This is a genomic window from Corynebacterium sp. HMSC036E10 (genome assembly GCF_001836265.1).
In the GTDB taxonomy this organism is placed as follows: Bacteria; Actinomycetota; Actinomycetes; order Mycobacteriales; family Mycobacteriaceae; genus Corynebacterium; species Corynebacterium coyleae.
The window spans coordinates 19875-40442 of record NZ_KV827977.1; the positions used below are offsets into that span (position 1 = coordinate 19875).

19 protein-coding genes and 1 tRNA gene are annotated in these 20568 nt (G+C 59.4%); 7 read left to right on the forward strand and 13 right to left on the reverse strand.

Features of this window, described 5'->3' with window-relative positions; all coding sequences use genetic code 11:
- The first annotated feature begins 30 nt into the window (after positions 1-30).
- On the forward strand, positions 31-912 hold the full coding sequence (locus HMPREF2736_RS03995; RefSeq protein WP_070828947.1) for a 3-hydroxyacyl-CoA dehydrogenase: 882 nt from the start codon (positions 31-33) through the stop codon (positions 910-912).
- A gap of 61 nt (positions 913-973) precedes the next feature.
- Here HMPREF2736_RS03995 and HMPREF2736_RS04000 read toward each other — a convergent pair.
- From HMPREF2736_RS04000 to HMPREF2736_RS04010, 3 genes are all read right to left on the reverse strand, one after another.
- Positions 974-1047 (reverse strand) — tRNA-Pro (locus HMPREF2736_RS04000).
- Between the two features lie 81 nt (positions 1048-1128).
- Complete coding sequence (locus HMPREF2736_RS04005; RefSeq protein WP_070828948.1) at positions 1129-1470, reverse strand: YchJ family protein; 342 nt, start codon at positions 1468-1470, stop codon at positions 1129-1131.
- Between the two features lie 86 nt (positions 1471-1556).
- A complete protein-coding gene (locus HMPREF2736_RS04010) occupies positions 1557-2783 on the reverse strand; it encodes a bifunctional alpha/beta hydrolase/OsmC family protein (RefSeq protein WP_083279529.1) in 1227 nt (408 codons plus the stop codon).
- Between the two features lie 116 nt (positions 2784-2899).
- On the opposite strand from HMPREF2736_RS04010, the gene secA2 reads away from it, so the two are divergent.
- The 5 genes from secA2 to HMPREF2736_RS04035 all read left to right on the forward strand — a co-directional run bounded on the left by secA2 (position 2900) and on the right by HMPREF2736_RS04035 (position 7796).
- Entirely contained in the window at positions 2900-5191 is a 2292-nt protein-coding gene (gene secA2, locus HMPREF2736_RS04015) for an accessory Sec system translocase SecA2 (RefSeq protein ID WP_070828949.1), read from the forward strand.
- Positions 5192-5274: 83 nt separating this feature from the next.
- Entirely contained in the window at positions 5275-5700 is a 426-nt protein-coding gene (odhI, locus tag HMPREF2736_RS04020) for an oxoglutarate dehydrogenase inhibitor Odhl (RefSeq protein ID WP_070423210.1), read from the forward strand.
- A gap of 52 nt (positions 5701-5752) precedes the next feature.
- Positions 5753-6505, forward strand: a complete 753-nt coding sequence (locus HMPREF2736_RS04025; protein WP_070423209.1) for a transcriptional regulator FtsR — start codon at positions 5753-5755, stop codon at positions 6503-6505.
- A 5-nt stretch (positions 6506-6510) separates the two neighbouring features.
- Positions 6511-7092 (forward strand): bifunctional nuclease domain-containing protein, encoded by a 582-nt coding sequence (locus HMPREF2736_RS04030; protein WP_070816171.1) that lies wholly within the window; start codon positions 6511-6513, stop codon positions 7090-7092.
- A gap of 128 nt (positions 7093-7220) precedes the next feature.
- Positions 7221-7796: a MerR family transcriptional regulator gene (locus tag HMPREF2736_RS04035; protein WP_070423253.1), complete on the forward strand. Its 576-nt coding sequence runs from the start codon at positions 7221-7223 to the stop codon at positions 7794-7796.
- A gap of 74 nt (positions 7797-7870) precedes the next feature.
- Here HMPREF2736_RS04035 and HMPREF2736_RS04040 read toward each other — a convergent pair whose 3' ends face one another.
- From HMPREF2736_RS04040 to gndA, 6 genes are read right to left on the reverse strand one after another with little or no spacing between them, the layout of a single operon-like run.
- Positions 7871-9253, reverse strand: a complete 1383-nt coding sequence (locus HMPREF2736_RS04040; protein WP_070828950.1) for a vWA domain-containing protein — start codon at positions 9251-9253, stop codon at positions 7871-7873.
- Positions 9254-9304: 51 nt separating this feature from the next.
- The gene (locus HMPREF2736_RS04045) at positions 9305-10168 is read right to left on the reverse strand and encodes a 3-methyladenine DNA glycosylase (protein ID WP_070828951.1); all 864 of its coding nucleotides are present in this window, start codon (positions 10166-10168) and stop codon (positions 9305-9307) included.
- An 11-nt stretch (positions 10169-10179) separates the two neighbouring features.
- A complete protein-coding gene (locus tag HMPREF2736_RS04050; RefSeq protein ID WP_070484767.1) occupies positions 10180-11232 on the reverse strand; it encodes a hemolysin family protein in 1053 nt (350 codons plus the stop codon).
- Entirely contained in the window at positions 11229-12602 is a 1374-nt protein-coding gene (locus tag HMPREF2736_RS04055; RefSeq protein WP_070828952.1) for a hemolysin family protein, read from the reverse strand. Before HMPREF2736_RS04055 ends, HMPREF2736_RS04050 begins: the two co-directional genes overlap by 4 nt.
- Positions 12603-12619: 17 nt before the next feature.
- Positions 12620-13969, reverse strand: a complete 1350-nt coding sequence (locus HMPREF2736_RS04060) for a DEAD/DEAH box helicase (protein WP_070828953.1) — start codon at positions 13967-13969, stop codon at positions 12620-12622.
- Positions 13970-13996: 27 nt separating this feature from the next.
- Complete coding sequence (gene gndA, locus HMPREF2736_RS04065; protein ID WP_070771024.1) at positions 13997-15463, reverse strand: NADP-dependent phosphogluconate dehydrogenase; 1467 nt, start codon at positions 15461-15463, stop codon at positions 13997-13999.
- A gap of 50 nt (positions 15464-15513) precedes the next feature.
- On the opposite strand from gndA, the gene HMPREF2736_RS04070 reads away from it, so the two are divergent.
- The gene (locus HMPREF2736_RS04070) at positions 15514-15963 is read left to right on the forward strand and encodes a PaaI family thioesterase (RefSeq protein ID WP_070828954.1); all 450 of its coding nucleotides are present in this window, start codon (positions 15514-15516) and stop codon (positions 15961-15963) included.
- 7 nt (positions 15964-15970) lie between these two features.
- Here the strand turns inward: HMPREF2736_RS04070 and HMPREF2736_RS04075 are convergent, their stop codons facing one another.
- From HMPREF2736_RS04075 to HMPREF2736_RS04090, 4 genes are all read right to left on the reverse strand, one after another.
- Entirely contained in the window at positions 15971-17044 is a 1074-nt protein-coding gene (locus HMPREF2736_RS04075) for a magnesium and cobalt transport protein CorA (RefSeq protein WP_070423200.1), read from the reverse strand.
- Between the two features lie 143 nt (positions 17045-17187).
- Positions 17188-18063 (reverse strand): pyruvate formate-lyase-activating protein, encoded by an 876-nt coding sequence (gene pflA / locus HMPREF2736_RS04080; RefSeq protein ID WP_070451534.1) that lies wholly within the window; start codon positions 18061-18063, stop codon positions 17188-17190.
- Between the two features lie 3 nt (positions 18064-18066).
- Entirely contained in the window at positions 18067-18318 is a 252-nt protein-coding gene (gene grcA2, locus HMPREF2736_RS12775) for an autonomous glycyl radical cofactor GrcA2 (RefSeq protein WP_034999039.1), read from the reverse strand.
- A 44-nt stretch (positions 18319-18362) separates the two neighbouring features.
- Positions 18363-20480, reverse strand: coding sequence for a pyruvate formate lyase family protein (locus HMPREF2736_RS04090; RefSeq protein ID WP_070451613.1), 2118 nt, complete (start codon positions 20478-20480; stop codon positions 18363-18365).
- Positions 20481-20568 lie beyond the last annotated feature (88 nt).

Consider the following 20568-nt stretch of genomic DNA (forward strand, 5'->3'; position numbering starts at 1 on the left):
AGTCACATAAACAGGATTAACGTGACGGGCATGACATTCAATAACGTAACAGTACTTGGTGCAGGTGTCCTGGGCGCGCAGATCGCTTTTTGCTCTGCTTTCGCGGGCAAGAAGGTAGTGTCCTACGACATTAACGAGGAGGCCCTCGCGGCCGGCAAACAGCGTTTCGACGCCATCGGTGAGCAAATGAAGGCGGAGCTCGAGTCCGCTAACGACGAAACCATCGCGGCGGCGCACGAAAACCTCACCCAGACCTCGGACCTTAAGGAAGCGCTAGCGAACGCGGACCTGGTCATCGAGGCGATCCCGGAGAACCTCGAGCTCAAGCGCAAGGTGTGGGCCGAAGTGGGGCAGTACGCCCCGGCGACCACCGTCTTTGCCACCAACACGTCGACGCTCATGCCGAGCAAGTTCGCGGACGCGACGGGTGCGCCGGAGCGCTTCTTGGCACTGCACTTTGCCAACCACATCTGGATTCAGAACACCGCCGAGATCATGCCTCACGAGGGCACTGACCCGAAGTATGTGGACCAACTCGTGGAGTTTGCGGAGCAGATCAACATGGTACCGGTCCCGCTCAAGCGCGAGCAGCCCGGCTACGTGCTGAACACCCTGCTGGTGCCGCTGCTCAGTGCCGGCATGTACCTGCTGCACCACGACATCGCTGACCCCGTCGACATCGACCGCGACTGGTGCAACTCCACCGGCTCCCCGCGCGGGCCGATTGAGATCATGGACCTCGTCGGCGTGCGCACCTTGGTCGCCGTGATCGAGTCCAACGAGAATGCCCCGCAGTGGCAGAAGGATTTCGTTGAGACGACACTGAAGCCGATGGTCGCAGAAGGTAGGACCGGCCTGGAGGCTGGGCAGGGCTTCTACACCTACGACGCGAACGGCAAGATCGTGTCTTAACCTACAGTCGCAAATACCCCTGGGGCCTGGCGTTTATCGCAGCGGCCCCAGGGGTGTTTTGTCGGACTGACAGGATTTGAACCTGCGACCCCCACACCCCCAGTGTGGTGCGCTACCAAACTGCGCCACAGCCCGATCCGTTACTGCTCAGCGCGAGGCTGAAACCGTAACTCGCCCGATATTACAACACTGTCATACGCGCCCAAAACTGGCTGGTCACCGAACTACGCCGTCGACGTAAACCCAGGCGCCGTCGCGCCGTTCGAAGGTGGAGCGCTCGCGGAGGGAACCGCCGGGGTAGTGGGCTTCGAAGGTCACGACACCCTCGGCGTCGAAGGGGCCGCCGCCTTCAGTTTCCAGGACGATCAGGCGGGTAAACGGCTCGCCTTCAGGATTCACGTCGAGGCCGGCGGGCAACTTTTCCGGTGCCCAGGTGCGGGCGATGTAGTCACCGTCGCCGATGACAAAGGCGGTGTAGCGCGACCGCATGAGGGCCTCAGCGGTGGGGGCTTTCGCAGTACCGGAGATGTAGCGGCCGCAGCAGGCTTCATATGGCATGCCAAGCCCACATCGGCAAAGCCCGCGTACTTCGCTCCACAAGTCACCGGAGCCAGCAGCGCCCCCAGAGCCCTTAACGTCAGCCATTACTTGCCCAACCGTTCTGCGCGGTGCAGTTGGTTCTGGCGACGGCGACGCTCAAGCGAAGCGGTCTCCGCAGTTGTTTCGATCTCGCTCTTGGCCACGTAGCCGTCGACAGTGGACGCGGCACCGGCGGCGCGCAGGGTTTCCACCTGGTCGTCGGTCAGGTCGCCGTAGAGGGTGATCAGGCGGGTGAAGGTGCCGTCGCCGTTGTGGTTGACTTCCACGCGGACGTCGTCAAGCGACATGCCCTTGGCTGCCTCGCGCACTGCCTGGGAGCAGGACACGGCGAGCGCGGACATGTACAGGCCTGTGGAGGTGACACCCTGGCCCTTGCCTCCGGTGTTCTTCGAGCGGTCCGTGGTGATGGCACGGTTAGAGGTGCGCACCACGTCGCCGTACTTCGTGCCGCGGGCAGAGTAGGACACCGCGTTGTCGTCGGTGGTCTTCGCTGGCACAAACAGTGGCTGGAGGTATTGCACGGCCCAGGACCCGATGATGTCTGCAGCGCGTTGTGCAGTGCCTTCGCGGGTGAGTAGGTGGTCTGCCTTGTCCAGCGTCATAAGCGACTTGGGGTAGCGGGCCTTGGTGAAAATATTCTGCGCGTTGTCGATACCGACGGTGACGTCGATAGGCGAGTGCACGATGAGCAACGGCTTGCGCAACTTCGGCAGGTATTCTTCTGGGTTGGTCTCTGCGAGGTCTTCGAGGAATTCGCGCGAGATGATCAGTTCGCGCCCGCCGAGGGTGACAGGGACGGAGCCGTGCATGTCGGCGTCGCCGATGGAATGTGCGTAGTGCAGCACCGAGTGGGCGGGGTCGAACGGCGCGCCCACAGTGGCCACCGCCTTGAGCATCTTCTTCAGCTCAGGGCGGGTTGCTGCCTTCAGCGCAGCCGCGCCGCCGAGGGAGTGGCCCATCAGCAGCTGCGGGGCCTTGTAGTTCTCCTCCAGCCACTGCGCTGCGGCGACGATGTCGTCGACGTTCTGCGAAAACGACGTGTCTTTGAATTCGCCTTCAGACTGGCCGAGGCCCGGAAAGTCGAACCGAAGCGTGGCAATGCCGTGCTCGGTCAGGCGCTTGGAAATGCGCGATGCGCCCGGCGTGTGGCGGGACCCGGCGAAGCAGTGCGCGAAGATCGCGTATGCCTGGGCCGGCCCGTCCGGTCGGTCGATGGTGCCTGCCATCATTTTCCCCGTTGACGAGGGGACTTTCACGTTCATAGACAGCATGGTTTGGCTTCCCTCCTTAATTTTGACCATCAGCGTAATCGTGTCACCATCAATTTCGCACGTTGGCGCACCCCTTCAGCGGAACGTTGCGCCAAACCGCATTATCCTTAAGCCTTATGGGCAAATTCGACTGGTTCTGGAAAGCCATGGGCTCCACGGCGGAGCGCAACAATAAGAAGTCCAAGGCTGTCGTCGCCGACGCACATGGGCTCATTGAGGAGCTTTCGCTTCTCGACGACACCGCGCTCGCCGAAACCGTCCGCGCCGCCGTCACCGATGGGGAAGTCAAGGACAAGCCGCGTTTCCTCGCTGGGCTGTCCGTGGCTTCGCAGCGCACACTCGGCATGACGCCGTTTAACGTGCAGAACCAAGCGGTGCTTCGCCTGCTGGAAGGCGACGTGATCCAAATGGCCACCGGTGAGGGCAAGACCCTGGTTGGCGCGATGGCTGCCACGGGTTTTGCGCTGCAGGGCAAGCGCGTCCACCTGATCACTGTGAACAACTACCTTGCGACCCGTGACGCGGAGTGGATGCGCCCGCTCGTGGAATTTTTTGGGTTGTCGGTTGCGGCGGTGACGGAGTCGTCGACACGCGAAGAGCGCATCGCGGCCTACCGCTGTGACGTCATTTATGCCCCGGTGACCGAGATCGGCTTCGATCACCTGCGTGACAACCAGATCACTTCCCGCGATCAGACGGTGCAAGCGCCGGCAGATGTTGCGCTCGTCGATGAGGCGGACAGTGTGCTTGTCGACGAAGCCCTGGTCCCACTCGTCCTCGCCGGCTCCGAAGGCGCCCAACAGGCCACCGGGCAGATCACCGAGGCCGTCTCGCACCTGGTGGAGGAGAAGGACTACACCATCGATTCCGACGGGCGCAACGCGTTTCTTACCGACGAAGGTGCACAGAAAATCGAGCGCTTGCTCGGCATCGACTCGCTGTATTCCGACGAGAACATCGGCACCACACTGGTCCGCGTGAACTTGGCGCTCCACGCTAAGGCGCTGCTGATCCGCGACGTCCACTACATCGTCGAGGATGGCAAGGTCGCACTTGTCGACGCCTCACGTGGCCGAGTCGCTGAACTCCAGCGCTGGCCGGACGGGCTGCAAGCTGCGGTCGAGGCAAAGGAAGGCCTCGACGTGTCCGAGGGCGGGCGCATCCTAGACTCGATCACCCTGCAGGCGCTCATGCGCCGCTACCCGCTCGTGTGCGGCATGACCGGCACCGCCGTCGAGGCGACCGACCAGCTGCGCAGTTTCTACGGCCTGCACGTCTCCGTTATCGACCGAGCCAACGAGCTCAAGCGTTTCGACGAGGCAGACCGGATCTACGCCACCATGGCAGATAAGAACGCGGCGATTGTCGACGAGATTGAGCACATCCACCACACTGGCCAGCCGGTGCTCGTGGGTACGCATGATGTGGCCGAATCTGAAGCGCTCGCGGAAGCACTCGAGGCGCGTGGCATCGACGTCAACGTGCTCAACGCGAAAAACGATGCAGAAGAGGCACGCATCATCGCAGAAGCCGGCGACATCGGACGTGTCACCGTCTCGACCCAGATGGCCGGTCGCGGCACCGACATCCGTCTCGGCGGCGCGAACGAAAACGATCATGCCGAAGTTGCCGCCCTCGGCGGACTCGCCGTGATTGGCACGGCACGTCACCGCACCGCGCGTTTGGACAACCAGCTTCGCGGCCGCGCAGGGCGCCAGGGCGATCCAGGCTTGAGCTTGTTCTTCGTCTCCCTTGACGACGACATCATCACCACCGGAGGGGCCGACGAATCCTTCTCCGCGCAGCCTGAACCGGATGGGCGCCTCACCGGCAATCGAGCCCAGCAGTTCGTTGAGCACTGCCAGCGCGTCACCGAAGGCCAACTGTTGGAGATCCACTCCCAGACGTGGAAGTACAACAAGCTTCTCGCAGACCACCGCGACATTCTCGACGAGCGTCGCGCCACCATTTTGGATACTGACACAGCGTGGCGAGAACTCTCTGAGCGCTCCCCGCAGCGCGCCGCCGAACTGTCGCACCTACCGCAGCCGGTTCTCGACCAAGCAGCGCGCGAAATCATGCTGTTCCATCTCGACGCAGAGTGGTCCGAACACCTCGCGCTGATGGACGATGTCCGTGAATCTATTCACCTTCGCGCTATCGCACGCGAGACCCCGATCGATGAGTACCACCGTATTGCTGTGCGCGAGTTCAAAGACCTCGCCAACCGTGCGGTTGACCAAGCAGTAGAAACCTTTAACACCGTGGATATCGATGAATCCGGGGCGCATCTTGCTGATGCAGGATGGAAGCGTCCAAGCGCCACATGGACCTACATGGTTTCGGATAATCCGCTTGCCGGGTCAGGCAATTCGGTCATTAGTGGCATCGGCAATATTTTCCGTTAAGTCACTAAACACCACCCAATCCCGACTTGGGCGGTACTATTGCAGAAGTTCTCAATCTCGACTCGATAGTCAAGGAGTTAGTCATGAGCGACAACACGCCGCAGAACCAGGTCGAAACCACCTCGGTGTTCCGAGCAGACCTGCTCAAGGAGATGGAATCTGGTGCCGCGGCATCTGTGGATTCCGCAGCAGGAACTGAAAACCTCCCCGAAGGTGCGGCGCTGCTCGTCGTCAAGCGTGGCCCGAACGCTGGTGCACGCTTCCTGCTCGACCAGGAGTCGACCACGGCAGGCCGCCACCCAGAGGCGGATATCTTCCTCGATGACGTGACCGTGTCTCGTCGTCACGCCGAGTTCCGAGCCAACGAGGATGGCTACGAGGTTGTCGACGTCGGATCGCTCAACGGCACCTACGTCAACCGCGAGCCGCGAAACACGCAGCAGCTGACCAATGGCGATGAAATCCAGATTGGCAAGTTCCGACTCGTATTCATCACCGCGGAAGCCTAAGCTTTCCGTTCATCCTTAGCCCGACGTCCCACGAGAAGAAGAGCACGATCACGTGAGCGCAATCCGCAAAACCGCACCGCAGCAGACGGCCGCGAAGCAAGCCAAGCCCAACAAACCGGCAAAGACCATGTCGATTGGTGTTGTGCTTGAGCGTTTGCGGACTGAGTTTCCGGACGTGACCGTCTCCAAGATCCGTTTCCTCGAATCCGAGGGACTGATCACACCGCAGCGCACGGCGTCGGGCTACCGCCGTTTTACTGATCAGGACGTGGAGCGCCTGCGCTACATTCTGGTCACCCAACGTGACAACTACCTCCCGCTGAAGGTGATCCGCGAACAGCTTGAGGCCATGGATTCCGGCCAGGTCACCGCGATTCTGACTGCAAACGATGCTGAGCCGATGATCTCTCCGGAGAACTTCCGGGCCCCGGCACCGACGCGCCTGACCGACGTGGATGTTGCGGAACAGGCTCAGGCTTCGCAGTCCACGGTTGAGGAATACATCAAGGTCGGCCTCATCACCCCAGACGCGGCAGGGCTGTTCAATGTCGACGATGTTCGCACTGTCACTACTGCAATGTCCCTGGCTGAGTTCGGCTTGGACTCGCGTCATCTGAAGACGCTGCGTACTGCTGCCGCTCGTCAGGCTGACATGATCGGTCAGGTCACCGAACCGGTTGCAAAATCGGGCAAGGTCAATGCACAGCAGCAAGCAGAAGAGATTGGCCAGCAGATGTCCGCGCTGGTGGTCTCGCTGCACGCTTCGCTGGTGAAGAACGAACTACGCAAGCAGTCCGGCAACTAGTCGTTATGGAAGCAGTCGAGCTGGTCGGGGTGTACTCCGTCGGTCCCGAGCAATACCTTTGCGCATTGCTGCAGCGATCCTCTAACGGCCGCTGCATTCCTGTCTGGGTACCAACGCATGAGGGTGGGGAATTGGCTGCCCGGCTTTCAGGGTGGTCGCCAATCCGCCCCCGCACCATAGATGCCGTCGTGGATCTGATTCGCAACTCCGGAAAAACAGTAGAAACCATTGAGCTGTCTTCGTACTTAGAGGGCATGTTTATGGCAACCGTGTCGTTTGCTGACGGCTCTGAACTGGACCTGCGGGCGAGTGACGCGCTTCTGCTTGCGCTTGAATTGGACCACGAACTCAGCGTTGATGACCTCGTAGCAAGCCAGGCATCGATCTACCTTTCGCCGGAAGACGCGCAGCGTTTTCTTGGTGCTGAACTCAAGGTCATTGATCCGCAGGAATCTGTTTCAGCAAGCGGCGACGCCCAGGCTGACGCTGATTTTGAAGAACTCATGCGCAATCTTGGTGTGGATGACCTCGACACCGGTGATACTCCTGATACTGATGGGGACGATGGGGCAGACGAGGCGAAATAAAGTCTCAGTGTAAAGTTGAGGTTGAGAGTTCGGCGTGTTGCGCGTGAAACTCTTGACCCAGGTCCTATGCTTGGCATTTAATAGTCAGCAGGCCCTCATATAACTTTCATGGGAGTAATTACGTGAGTATCAACGATCTCAACCAGGTAGGCGAGCAGGAGACCACCTCGGCTGCGGTGCAGGAATCGCTTTTCGACGTCGGTCCGTCCGACGAAGTCGGCTACCGCGTACCGATCGCATGCCAGGTTGCAGGCATCACCTACCGTCAGCTGGATTACTGGGCACGCACTGGGCTGGTTCGCCCGTCGATCCGTGGCGCAAAGGGTTCTGGTTCCCAGCGTCTGTACTCCTTCAAGGACATCTTGGTACTCAAGATCGTCAAGGGTCTTTTGGACACCGGCATTTCCCTGCAGAACATTCGCCTCGCGGTGGACAAGCTGCGTGACCGCGGTGTCTCCGACATTGCGGAAATCACCCTGGTCTCCGACGGTGTAACCGTCTACGAGTGCCGCTCCAACGAAGAGATCATCGACCTCCTTGGCGGTGGCCAAGGCGTGTTCGGCATCGCGGTGCCGCAGATTATGAAGGAACTCACCGGCACCATCTCCGCGTTCCCGTCCGAGCGTGTCGAAGAAGAGATCGACGCTCCTAACGTCATTGGTTTCGACGAGCTGGCTGATCGCCGTCGTCGCAAGACTTCCTAAACAGGCCACACAACAAAGGCCCGGGCTGGGTACTCCCTCCAGCCCGGGCCTTTATTGCTTGCCGATGTTAGTCGTCAGAACCCTGCGGCCTGCTTCACCGCATCCGCGATGTTCTCTGCAGTCTTAGCGTCGACCTGTTTTTGGGCAATCTGCTCCAATGCCGCATCCGGATCGCCGTCTCCGACACGTACCACGGTAAGGTCCAGGTTGTTGCCCGCTGCCTGCCGGAAGCCGTCAATAAATGCTGCGTCATCTCCGGCATCAGCGGTGCCGGTGGTAACGAGCACAATTCGCATTGGCGCATTTGCGTTGCCGTATGCAGCAGCCGCAGCCTGGAGCGCTTCGCGGGTCTGGGGGGTTCCGCCGACGAGGAAGCGACGCACCGCCACGTTGACCGACTCCGCATCAGGGGAGACGGAGATGTTTTGGCGGAATCCATTCACCACACCAGGGGTCAGCGGTGAGGAGTAGTTCCACAGACCTACTTCCTTCCCTGCACCGCCAAGTTCAAGCGCGGTGTTGCCAATCGCATCCTTGGCTGGCTCGATAAACGGCGCCATTGCCTCAGAGGTGTCAAGTAGGAACAACGTGTTGACCGGCTCGAGAACATTCGCTGCCTCCGCCTGATCGCCGAGCTTCTCTCCACCAGAAGGCAGGGCAGCAGCCCAGACCAGATCCGAAATCACCGGCTGATCTTTCTCGGAGCCATCGAACTTCTCGGCTGCGGCACGTGCGAAGTCCTGGCCAGCGCGCGCTTGATCCTCGTTTACTGCGTCGTTCTGGTTCAATGGGATCGCCGCGTAAACAATGTCTGCGCCGACTGAGGTAAATGAAAGACCTTCCGGAACACTGTCCTCCGCAGTCGCCACAAGCTTGCCGTCTGCTCCTGCGAAGTCCGCCAGCTTACCCAGACGCTGATCGGTGAGGGCCTTCACAGCATCATTGTCGTTGCCGGCGACCTTTGCCGCCACCAACGCGGAAGCCTCAGGCTCTTCCTCAACAGGGAACAGCACAGACTCGGTCTTCACGTCCTCCAACTTCACCTGTTCGGTGCCAGCGACACCTACAGGTTCACTATGGACAGCTTGGGGGTCAGCAACCGCTGCAGTGCGCTCAGCCGACTTCAACGCAGTATGCGTAATCGAGGTATTCGGAGCGATATAGACTGCTGCTTCCTTGATCGAGTCAACATACTGCGGCTTGATGCAGTAGTCCCGGACAACGGGGTTGGCGGCTGCGTAGTCGTCGATAAGTGCACGGCCTACTTTCTCATCGGAAGCGGCGACCGGCAGAACCAGATCACCGGATACGCAATCAGGAGCTGCAGCGCTCGAGTCGGTGCCGTCGCGCTGCCACAAAACCACTGCAAGCACTGCAGCTACAGCGAGAGCGACAAGCAGGGCGATAAGCCAACCCGCTAGCCTGAAATTGTTTTTACCGCTTGCGTGCCTAGCCATTGTGGTCGTAGCCCCTTCAACGTCGAACGATTGAGAAAACCTGCTCCGAGCTTAGCTGTCCAACGCAGCTTCTACGGTCGCGACAAGCCTGGCGCGCAGTGGAGCAGCGGCTTGAGACAATGCGCGTTGACGCGCAACGTATTCCGCTTTACCTTCAGCGGTTTCTACCGCGACAACATCAAAGCCCAACTCTCGGCAGTCGTATGGCGACGCTTCCATATCCAAGCGCCGAGCCCGTGCCGCAAGCTCAAAGCAATCCAGGAAAAGCTCGCCAGGTACCAGCGGTCCTAACTTCAACGCCCACTTGTACAGATCCATGCTGACATGTACACAGCCAGCCTGGTCGTGATCAGGCTGAGACTCGCGAGTAAGAACAGTCAGATTCAGCGGACGCGCTGCAGGGGTGAAGAAACGAAACGCGTCATAATGTGAGCACTTGATGTGGTGAGACTCAACCACGTCGTTGGTGCCCTCTGCTCCAAGGCGAAGTGGCAAATCGTGACGTGGGTGGTCGGTCTTATACACCATCGCCCACTCGTGCATGCCGAAGCAATCAAAGTGGGCAGGACGCGTATCGACGGCACGCAGCAGCCTTCCAACCATCTCCACATCGTTGCGTCGATGCTGGAGGAAAAGGTCCGCGTCCAAGGCCACGGTTCCGTCAGGTGTGGTGACGTAGTCGCGCCAAGACGCTTGCGGTGTATCCGCAGCCTGCGCGAGAGCGACCCCAACCCCTGGATGCCAGCGCTTCAAATGCGATGGGCGAACGGGGTAGTACTCAAAGAGGAAGTCCCATACTGGGTGGTACTCGCCATGCGCACGCCGAGCCGCACGGGCGTCCGCCCAAGGAGCCGCACGCTGCTCGTGCTCGTGTATGCGTGCGAGATATTCCTCAGGTTGCAGGGTTGTGGTCATACGCACGCTAACTATTCGTTTTCGTGTGTCCAGTCCGACACCGTACCCACGTATTCCTCGATGAGGTCTTCGAGGGCGACGATCCCGACGAGGCGGCCGTTCTCATGCACTGCCGCCATGTGCGCTGAACGTCGGTGCAGCAAAGTAAGAGCGTCGTCCATTGACTCGTGGCCGTCGACTGTGATGAGCGGTCGAATGCGTGAAAGCGGCACGCGTGGATCCTTCTCATCTGTCTCCATCAAGTCCAGAATGTCCTTCACATGCAGGTAGCCCGCCAGGGATCCAGTGCTGATCAGTACCGGGAAGCGTGAAAAACCGGTGTCTTGCACTGCCTGCTCGATGATCGAAAGACGGATGCCGCGCGGGTCGTAGGGGATCGTCTTTACCTCTACAAGCGGGATGAGCACCTCGTTGAGGCTGCGGGAATCCTGACGCAACGCCTTTGCCAAACGGACAGTTTCCTCGGCATCCAGGAGCCCCTCTTTGCGAGACTCCTGAATCATTGTGGCTAACTGCTCCTGGTCGACAGTGGAATCCAACTCGTCGCGCTGTTGGATACCGAACGCAGCTAATGTCTTACGAGCCACCCAGTTAAGTGCTTCCAGCACGGGGCGGGTTAGCTTCATCCAAACCGTCATCGGTCTGGTCAGCCACATTGCGGATTGCTCAGGCCCCGCGATGGCAATATTCTTCGGCACCATCTCGCCGAACAAAATGTGCAAGAAAGAAATGAATGCAAGCGCAATAACGAACGAAATTGGATGCAGAATATCTGCCGGTACACCCAGCGCGAGGAACGGCTCCTCCAGATATTTTGCAATCGCCGGCTCGGCAACCTTGCCCAATATCAGCGAGGCCACAGTAATGCCGAACTGCGCACCAGCCAAGTAGATGGAAAGGTGCTCGGTTGCGTACATCACGTCCTGGGCTTTGGTTTTGCCTTGGGCCTGGAGTGACTCGAGACGGTCGCGGCGCGAGGATACGAGAGCGAACTCGGCTCCAACAAAGAATGCGTTAGCAGCGAGGAGGGCGACAATCAGGACAACAGCGAGCCAGATACTCATCGGTCGGCCTCCTCAGGGGTAATCGGGCGCAGCATCGCTTTATCCACACGGCGGCCGTCCATTGCGGTGACCTGGGCAAGCCATAATCCGGCGCCTGCCGATTGGAACTCCTCCTGCAGCGAACCGAACGTTTCGCGCAGGACGACCTCGTCGCCAACCTTCGGGATGCGACCGAGTGTTGCCATGATCAGACCGCCCAACGTCTCGTAGGGGCCGTCGGGTGCTGTGTAGGCGAGGCGCTCTTCGAGCTCGTCGAGACGCACGAGCCCGGAAACCTCCCATGAGGTGCCGTAACGGACAAAGTCCTTTTCGCTTTCGCGGTCATCGTATTCGTCGTACACCTCGCCAAGAATCTCCTCAACGAGGTCTTCGATGGTAACCAGGCCCATGGTGCCGCCGTATTCATCGGCAACAAGTACGACCTGCGAACCAGCAGAGCGCACCCGGTTCAGCACGGAATCGCCGTCCAGCGTGCCCGGGACGATTGGGACACGCCGGGCAAGCGTGGCAAGTTGTGTGGTCGCACGCTCGTCGGGTGGCACGGAGAATGCGTCCTTGATGTGGACGACTCCGAGGGTGTCGTCGAGATCGCCACGCCGCACTGGGAAACGCGAACGCCCAGTTTCGCGAGCAAGTGCGATCAGGTCGACAACAGTATCCTCCGCGTCGAGGGAGTCGATGGTGGAACGGGGCGTCATCACCTCTTCAGCTGTGGTCTCGCCGAAGCGCAGTGATCGGTCGATCACTGCAGCGGTCTCAGCATCCAAACCACCAGCCTCTGCCGACGAACGCACCATGGCGCCAAGCTCTTGAGAAGAGCGGGCCGAGGCAAGCTCGTCGGCAGGCTCGATACCCATCTTGCGCACAATCCAGTTAGCGGAGGTATTGAGAAGGTTGATAAACGGCTTCATCGCCGTGTTAAACCAGTGCACCGGTGGCACGACCACGCGAGCTGTCGCCAGCGGGTCCGTAATAGCCATGTTTTTCGGTACAAGCTCGCCGAAAACCATCGACAAAAACGTTGCGATGACAAGGGCCAAAATAAGTGCGACAGTGGTTGAGGCCGACGCACTAAGTCCGACGGCCTCCAACGCAGGGGTGAAGAACTTACCGAGTACAGGCTCGGCAAGGAAACCTGCCGCCAGCGTCGTCACCGTAATGCCGAGCTGGGCGCCTGAGAGGACGAACGAAAGATTCGCGTGATCACGCGCGATAGCGCGGGCTGTAGCATCCCCGCGTTGTTTAACGTGGGCATCGATTGTGGAGCGCTCGAGCCCCGTCATGGCGAACTCGATTGCGACGAACAACCCGGTAGAGGCTGTCAGCAATACGAACGCCAGAAGAGAAAGTATGGATATGAATATGTCCATGTGTGTTGATCTGCGCCTTAGCGGCCGTTACTCCTTCGTTTGTTCTCTCCACGACGACCCTGCGAGTTGCCGCGTTGCCCACGTGTAGAACGGGAACGTCCAGCGCGGCTCGATCGTTGCGACGACCGACGCCCAGCGCGGGAACCTTGCCCGCCACCACCACGGGGAGCCTGCTTCGGAGCCCCCGGCGGAGGCAATGGCTTTCCATCTGCGACACGTGCTCCTGTAATCGTAACCAACGACTCCGACATTGGAGCCACTCTGACCTCCGGAGCCTTCACGCCTGCCTTGCGCATCAGTTGCGCGACTTCCTTAGCTTGCTCGTCCATGACGAGCGTGACCACTGTGCCGGACGTGCCAGCACGGGCGGTGCGCCCTGCGCGGTGCAAATACGCCTTGTGCTCGGCTGGCGGATCGACGTGGACGACAAGCGAGACGTCGTCGACATCGATACCGCGTGCGGCAATATCAGTAGCGACGAGCACCGGGGTGGTGCCGTCGCTGAAGCCGTCTAAGGCACGCGTACGCGCCCCTTGGGTTTTATCGCCGTGCAACCCTTGGGCATTGATGCCGACACGTCGCAGCTTCTTCACCTGACGGTCAACACCGTGTTTCGTGCGCATAAACATGATGGTCTTGCCGTCACGTGCGGCGATCTGCATCGCGATCTCATTGCGTTGCTCACGGCCACCGACCAAAAGTCGAAAATGCTCCATGGTGTCCACAGCCGCTTCCACCGGCGCAGTGGAGTGCGTCACTGGGTTGTGCATGTAGCGGTCGATGAGCTTTTGTACGTCGCCATCCAGTGTGGCGGAAAACAGCAAACGCTGACCGTTTTTGGGAGTGCGGTCGAGCAGCTTGCGTACCTGTGGCAAAAAGCCCATGTCGGCCATCTGGTCGGCTTCGTCCAGAGCAGTGACCTCCACCTGATCCAGGAAGAGTTTCTTCTGGTTGATGAGATCCTCGGCGCGCCCTGGGGTAGCCACAAGGAGATCGACTGGGGAGGCCAACGCACGAATGTGGTTATTGATGTTCACGCCACCGACAACATCGAGGACGCGTAGGCCGAGGGCGGCAGCGGGGTCGTCGAGACGCTCGCGAATCTGCGTTGCAAGTTCACGCGTCGGCGCAAGCACGAGCGCTCGCGGGTGACCCGGGCGTGATGGGGCTCCAACGAGACGGGCAAGCATAGGCAAACCGAACGTAAACGTTTTGCCCGAGCCTGTTGGACCCCGCCCGAGAACATCACGGCCCGCAAGGGCATCGGGGATAGCCGCCTCTTGGATAGGGAAGGGCTCCGTGATGCCCTGCTTTTTCAGCGTGGCGACGATTTCACGGGGTAGGCCGAGGTCGGCGAATGTAGTCATTCAGATCAGTGTACGCGCGTCGTTGTTTTAGTAGCTCAACTCTTCCCGCTCGCCGGACCAGGTGGTGTGGAACGTGCCTTCCATGTCCACGCGGCGGTAGGTGTGTGCACCAAAGAAGTCGCGCTGTCCCTGGATCAGTGCTGCTGGCAGCCGCTTGGCACGCAGCGAGTCGTAGTAGGACAACGAGGAAGCGAACACCGGCACTGGGAGTCCAAGCTGCGTAGCGACGACAACCACACGGCGCCATGCGTCTACCAGGCCCTTTTGCAGTTCTCCGGTGAAGTACGGATCGAGCAACAACGACGGGAGATTCGGATCGTTTTCGTAGGCCTCGGTAATGCGGTCGAGGAACTTCGCACGAATGATGCAGCCACCGCGCCAAATACGTGCGAGATCGCCCGGTTTGATATCCCAGTTGTGCTCGGCGGACCCAGCGTTAATCTCGTCGAAACCTTGCGCGTAGGCGACCAACTTGGAGGCGTACAGGGCTCGGCGGACATCGTCGATAAACGCAGTCTTCTCCACGCCAAGTGCTTCGAGGGTACTCAACTCGCCCGCCGGAAGTTCGGCTTCCGTCGCAGCCTCGCGCTGGGCAAGTGCCGACGACAGCGCGCGGGCAAACACTGCCTCACCGATAGCTGTGGTCGGTACACCGAGATCCAGTGCCTCCTTGACGGTCCACCGTCCGGTGCCTTTTTGGCCGGCAGCGTCCACGATGACGTCGATAAACGGTTTTCCGGTGCGGGCGTCGACCTGGCGAAGCACCTCCGCGGTGATTTCGATGAGGTAGGAATCCAGATCGCCCTTGTTCCATTCAGTGAAAATGTCGGCGATCTCCGCAGGCTCCAGGCCTGCTGCGTAACGCAGCAGGTGGTACGCCTCGCCGATGACCTGCATGTCGGCGTACTCGATGCCGTTGTGCACCATCTTGACAAAGTGGCCAGCGCCGTCCGGGCCAATGTGGGTCACGCACGGGGTGCCATCGACCTTTGCAGCAATGTCTTCGAGGAGTGGTCCAAGTGTCTCCCAGGATTCGACTGGGCCACCCGGCATAATCGACGGGCCACGCAATGCACCTTCTTCACCGCCGGAAATACCCGCGCCGACAAAATGGCGATTGCGCTTGGCCATCTCACGTTCACGGCGAATCGTGTCGGTGAACAGGGCATTGCCACCGTCGATGATGATGTCACCGTCTTCCATCGCATCAGCGAGCTGTTCGATGACCGCATCAGTTGCTGCACCGGCCTGCACCATGATCACTGCCTTGCGGGGGCGCTGCAGAGATGCGACAAAGTCCTCGATGGTCTCGGCGGCGATGAAGTTTCCCTCATGGCCATACTCGTTGATAACCGCCCGCGTCTTCTCTGGTGAGCGGTTGTAAATAGCGACGGTATGGCCCTTCGACGCAAAATTACGGGCAAGGTTTGAGCCCATTACTGCCATACCGACGACACCGATTTGAGCAAGAGGTTCTGAAGCATCTGCAGTCATAGTGCGAATTCTACGTGGCTGAGGACAGATCATCCGTATCATCGACGAGCATGAACCTAGAATTCGATTTTCGCCTGTACAACGAAGTGCTCGACACGCCGTTGAGCGAAAAAGAACTCGCTGTGATCAACAATCTCAACGTTGATTTCGCCCAACGACTCGGGCTAGTGCTGGATTACTGCTCAAAAGACCGGATGGATGCACACCTCGTTGCAACTGCGGAGCATCTGCAGCCAACCGGCATCGTCAACGGCGGTGTCTACTGCGCAATCGGTGAAACCATGGGGTCAATTGCGGCGGTGGCAGCTAGCGCACAGCCTGCAGTGGGGATGAGCAACTCCACCGACCTTCTGGGCAGCGTGCGCGCGGGGCAGCGTATCGACGCCACCGCGGAGCCGGTCCACATCGGTGCCCGCACCCACCTGTGGCGCGTGAACATGTACTGCGAGGAGAAGTTGGTCGCTGTGACCAACCTCAAACTGATGATCCTGAGCAAATAGTGGCTGATTAAAGCCAGTGGTTCTTGCGGAACCACCACCACATCACCGAGATAGCAATGAACATTGCGAGAAGTGCAGCGGGGTAGCCGTAACGCCAGCCAAGCTCTGGCATGACTTCGAAGTTCATGCCGTAGATTCCGGCAACCAACGTCGGCACCGCCGCCATGCCCACAACGGCCGAAATCGTACGCATGTCAGAGTTCTGCTGCATCGTAATCTTCGCTACCGACGCGTCCAGCAGGGACGTGAGACGTTCGTCGAAGCCTGAAAGACGGTCGCTGACGATCGTGGAGTTATCTTGGACGTCGCGGAAGTAGGTACGCAGAGCCTTACGCATAAAGTCCTTGTTGTTCGTCAACCCGTTGCGAAGCGCTGGCGACAGTGGGTCGATCGCGTGACGCATCTCCAAAATCTCACGCTTGTAGGTGTAGATCTTGTCAATGTTGATCGTGCGACGTGGCGTAAACACTTCGTTTTCCAGCTCGTCGACGTCGCTTTCGAGGAAATCCGCGACCTTCAGGTAGTTGTCTACCAGATAGTCAGATACCGCCCACGCCACAGCAGAAGGCCCGAGCAGCGCTAGCTCTTCTTCGTCCTCGAGCTTGTTGGTGAGGTCAGGGAGACGGACATTATGGCGAATCGTGATGGCAAACTTCTCGCCGATAATCATCTGTACTTCGCCGGTGGAAATGATTTCACGGGCGTCCGACACCTCTTCGTCGTCACGATACGACACTGAACGCACAACCAGGAACAACTGCTCGTCGTGGCGTTCAACCTTCGGTCGCTGATGTGCTGCGACAACATCGTCCACAACCAGGTCCTCAATATCGAAGACCTCGGCGATGCGTTCCATTTGCTCCGTTGTGGGCTCTTTCAGAGACAGCCATACGAAAGCGTTGTCGTAGCGTTCTGCCACCTCAAGTGCGTGAGTCATGCGCACATTTCCCGGCTGGCGTTTGCCGTCGACAAAAACGCGGCAAAAGTCGATCTGACGCTCGACAGGCACCGGGATTTGGTTCACAGACGGGGGCTGCACCTTCTTAGGACGCTGTCCTGGAATTGAAATACGTGGCGGCATAGCTTTAGCCCCCTTTCACGCTTGTGGGGCTTGCCGTATGAGAGGTCGCCCTGTAATGAATAGGCACGCAAAAGGCGCGCACGAATACCGAAAGTGATATTACGCGTGCGCGCCTTAATGTCTAACGGGGGTGATACCCCGGGTTAAAACACCGTCAAACCACGCGAGCGGAAGATTGATCGCACATGCTCAACGGACTCTGCGGACGGGGGAGTGACGTCCTGCAACTCGTAGTCGAGGCCGATTTTGTCCCACTTGTCCGCGCCCATGTTGTGGAAGGGGAGTACTTCCACACGCTCTACGGTGCCCTTCCAACGCGCGACGATATCGGCGACTCGCTGCACGTTTTCCTCAGCGTCGGTCAGACCTGGGACTACAACGAACCGGATCCAGACCGGTTTGCCCTTCTCGTGCAGTCGATCACCAAAATCGATGGTTGGCTGCAATTGGCGCGCGGTGACATTTTCGTATGTGTCAGGATCACCGGACTTGACGTCGAGGAGGAACAAATCAATATTGTCCAGGTCCTCGTCGGTCAAGCGTGCACCAAGGTAACCAGAAGTGTCGATTGTGGTGTGCACACCAGCGTCATGCACTGCCTTGAGCAGTCGTCGTGTAAACGCGATCTGAAACAGTGGTTCGCCGCCTGAAAGGGTCAGCCCGCCACCGGAAGCGTTAAAGACAGGCTTGTATCGCAGTACGCGGCGCACGACGTCGTCGATACGCTCGAGTGTGCCTTCCTTCATTTCCATCGTGTCCGGATTGTGGCAGTACTTGCACCGCAGTGGGCAGCCCGACAAGAAAATCGTCATACGGGTGCCCGGTCCGTCGACGGCAGTGACCAGTTCCCAAGAGTGGATGAGGCCGATCTCGCCAGTGCGGCGAGCCTCAAACAACTCTGGGCGAGTGATCTCAAGGTCGTCGGTGGAAAGTCCGCCTAAACCGGCAGCGACGCCGCGCACGCGCTCGCCTGCTTCAGGCGATAGCGTGACGACGCCGCTCGTTCCGTCTTGGGCCATAAACTACGCGCCCTGGTGGAAGGTACGAGAGATGACGTCGCGCTGCTGCTCCTTGGTCAGCTTCACGAAGTTCACGGCGTAGCCAGAGACACGAACAGTGAGGTTCGGGTAGTTCTCTGGGTGCTCCATTGCATCCTCAAGCGTGGACTCGTCAAGCACGTTGATGTTGGCGTGGTACAGGCCAGAGTCCATGTTGTTCGCGGAACGGGAAGCCTTCATGGAAGCGAGGCGCTCGTCGAAAGTAGGGGTGGTCATGATGTCGTCTCCTTCGGAGTGAATAGGTGAGTGGGAAAGTCTGATTAGGCGGGGTTAACTACCGCATCGGCGTTGTCCATGATGAAGCCGGCGTCGAGAACACCAACTAGGTTGGTGATCTGCTCTTCCTTGTTACGGCCCAGGCCCGACGGGGTGATCGTGTTGGTCAGCGAAATGCCGTCCAATGCGTCGTTGTAGTCGAGCTTGCCCACGGACAGCATCGAAGCGACCATGCCGTGATTGTCTGCGCCGTTCTCCGGGTTCGCACCTGGGGCGAACGGAGTGCCGGCCTTGTGCCCGGACGGGAACGAACCAGTTGCCTTGCCGTAGACCACGTTAGAGGTAATGGTCAGTACCGACTGGGTCGGAATAGCGTCGCGGTACATCGGGATCGCTTTGATCTTCTGCATCACGGTGTGGACCACGGTTGCGGCAATGTCGTCCGCGCGGTCATCGTCGTTGCCGTAGAACGGGAAGTCGCCCTCGGTGATGTAGTCGACGATCAAGCCTGTCTCGTCGCGCACCGGTGTGACCTTCGCGTACTTAATCGCGGACAGAGAGTCAGCAACGATTGAAAGGCCAGCGATGCCACAGCCCATGGTGCGGACGATGTCGGAGTCGTGCAGTGCCATCTCGATGGATTCGTAGGCGTAGCGGTCGTGGCAGTAGTGGATGATGTTCAGCGCCTCGACGTAGGTACCGATAACCCAGTCGAGCATCTCCTCGTACTTCTGCCAGACCTCGTCGAAGTCGAGTGGGCCATCGCCCTCGATCGGCTTGTGGTCACCGTCAGTTATCTGCTTGCCGGTAACTTCGTCACGACCACCGTTCATGGCGTAGAGCAGTGCCTTCGCAGCGTTAACGCGTGCGCCGAAGAACTGCATCTGCTTGCCAACCTTCATCGGAGAGACACAGCACGCAATAGCGGCGTCGTCGCCCCACTGGTCACGGATCTGCTTGTCAGACTCGTATTGCAACGAAGAGGTCTCGATGGAGATCGCGGCGCAGAACTCCTTGTAGCCCTCCGGCAGCGCCGGATCCCAGAAGATGGTGATGTTCGGCTCCGGAGCAGGACCCAGGTTGCGCAGCGTCTGCAGCAGACGGAAGGCGGTCTTGGTGACCTGGTGGCGGCCGTCCTCAGAGAAACCAGCGTCGGTCCAGGTTGCCCAGTACGGGTCACCAGAGAAGATCTGGTCATAGTCCTCTGTACGGAGGAAGCGCACGATGCGCAGCTTGATGACGAGCGCGTCGATGATCTCCTGCGCCTCAACCTCGGTCAAGGTGCCGTTGGCTAGGTCACGCTCGAAGTATGCGTCCAAGAACGGGGAGAGGCGACCAATGGACATTGCGGCGCCGTCCTGGCTCTTTACGGAGGCAAGGTAGCCGAAGTAGGTCCACTGCACAGCTTCCTTGGCGTTGGTTGCCGGGCCGGAGATGTCGAAGCCGTAGTCTTCAGCCATCTTCTTGAGCTTCTTGAGTGCCTTGATCTGCTCCGCGTGCTCCTCGCGGTAACGTGCCCAGTGCTCGGAGAAGCCCTTCTCCAAAGACGCATCCTTGGCCAGCTGCTTTTGCTCGATGAGGTAGTCAACGCCGTAAAGCGCCACACGACGGTAATCACCGATGATGCGTCCACGGCCGTAGGCGTCCGGCAGGCCCGTGACGATGTGGGACGAGCGTGCTGCGCGGATACGAGGGGTGTAGATGTCGAAGACGGCATCGTTGTGGGTCTTGCGGTAGTGGGTGAAGATCTTCTTCACCTCCGGGTTGACCTCTTTGCCGGCCTCTTTGATGGCCTGCTCAACCATGCGCCAGCCACCGTTAGGCATCATGGCACGCTTGGTTGGGGTGTCGGTTTGCAGGCCGACGATGACGTCGTCGTCTTCGGAGATGTATCCGGGCTTGAAGGCGTCGATATCGGCCGGGGTGTCAGTGTCTACGTCGTAGACGCGACGCTCGCGCTCAACGGCGAGGTAATTCTTATCCAGGTAGTCCCAGAGGCGCAGTGTCTTTTCAGTTGCGCCTTCGAGGAAGGATGCGTCCCCGTCGTACGGGGTGTAATTGCGCTGAACAAAGTCGCGGACGTCGATGTGCTCGGTCCACGGTCCTGGCGTGAAACCTTCCCACGCCTTGTTCTGGATTTGCGGCTCTGTAGAAACAGTCACAGTTGCACGATCTTTCACATAGATAACTAGTGGTCTTCATGCGGCTGCGCTTACCCATTCCCAAACACAGTCTCTTTAAAGCGCTTGC